Source organism: Microbacterium luticocti DSM 19459, from assembly GCF_000422405.1.
GTDB classification, from domain to species: Bacteria; Actinomycetota; Actinomycetes; order Actinomycetales; family Microbacteriaceae; genus Microbacterium; species Microbacterium luticocti.
In genome coordinates this window covers 1-1,273 of record NZ_AULS01000030.1, presented here as the reverse complement: position 1 = coordinate 1,273, position 1,273 = coordinate 1, and the positions used below count along the sequence as shown (strand labels likewise).

3 protein-coding genes are annotated in these 1,273 nt (G+C 68.2%); 2 read left to right on the top strand and 1 reads right to left on the bottom strand.

Translation table 11 applies throughout. The features are described from left to right. Positions 1 to 242 (top strand): hypothetical protein (locus H577_RS17980; protein WP_211217934.1); only part of this gene is annotated, 242 nt, incomplete at its 5' end. A gap of 10 nt (positions 243 to 252) precedes the next feature. After that, the gene (locus tag H577_RS0112690; protein WP_029146255.1) at positions 253 to 600 is read left to right on the top strand and encodes a hypothetical protein; all 348 of its coding nucleotides are present in this window, start codon (positions 253 to 255) and stop codon (positions 598 to 600) included. Positions 601 to 743: 143 nt separating this feature from the next. Here H577_RS0112690 and H577_RS0112685 read toward each other — a convergent pair. Beyond that, positions 744 to 1,273: four-helix bundle copper-binding protein (locus tag H577_RS0112685; protein ID WP_245570402.1), on the bottom strand; the 530-nt coding region annotated here is incomplete at its 5' end.

Below are 1,273 nucleotides of genomic sequence, written 5' to 3'. Positions count from 1 at the left end.
CTTGCCGGAAACAACTGGTCATCCCACGGTGGCCCTCCATCGTCAACGACGACGAGGACCCCGCAGGAAATGACACCACGCTATGGGACTCACCCGATCTCGCGGTGTCCTCCTGTTCCGTTGGCGCCGCCGGCGGCACGGGCGCGGTGGCAAGGGGGACTGTTGCACTTCATGACGCCGCGGTGGCGGGGCCGGATGGCGCAGCCGTAGCCTCGGGGAAACACCGACCCGTATCGACCTGAGGAGATTGTCGTGAGCACGCCGCTGACCCGCCAGACGCCCGTCGAGGTGCGTGAGCGTGTCGCGTGCATGTGCGGACACGGCGATGTGTGCTCCTCGTACGCGCCGGGCCACGCGCTGCACCTGATCCAGGCGCGGTTGGCGGCGGCGACGCCCTTGGAGTGGGCGGATGCCCTCGTGACGGCGACGGATGCGTCATCCGGCACCCTGGTGCTGCACACGCTGGACGGCGAGTCGCACACGGTGTGGAACGCGGGCGCCGCCGCTCTGGAGGCGACGCCGGGCACGCCGGTCGCGCTGCACCGGAGGTACCACGTGTTGGCCGTCGGCCGGGCGCAGTACAACGTCGCCCCAGTCTGAGACCAGGCAGCCTGAGAGCGAGCCGCCTGAGACCGGGCGCCCTGAAATCGAGCGACCTGAGACCGAGCCGCCTGAGGCCACGCCGCCGCGGCGGAACTGAACGTCGAGGGGATGCCGCGGCATCCCTCGTCTGGGCCGTGGGGTCAGACGGCGGTGACGATCATCTCGCGCATGGCGGCGCAGGCGTCCATGCAGGCCTGGCACGACTGTGCGCACATGCGACACACCTCGCTCTTGTCGGCGTGCTCCATGCACTCGTCCATGCACACCTGGCACATCGCCACACACGCGTCGAGCATCGCCATCATCGCGGCGGGGGTCATCCCCTGCATGCGCATCATGGCCCGCATCATGGTGTTGCACATGTCGGCGCAGTTCATGCACGCCGGCGCGCACGACATCATCTGCATGGAACAGACCGTGCACGCCTGTTCGCACGCCGAACACGCGTCCATGCACTGCTGCATCACGGACATGTCCATCGACATGGCCTGCATGCCGGGCATCGACATCATGTCCTTGCCCATGGCATCCATCATCATCGCGTCCATCGCGACCCGCCTTCCAGCCCCACGGCGGGCAGGATGACCCGCCTGAAGCCAAGCGTAATCCTCGCGACCGCCTGCGTCGACAGGCCGTTGGTCCCGTCCGGGCGAAGCCACGGCGCTCTCAG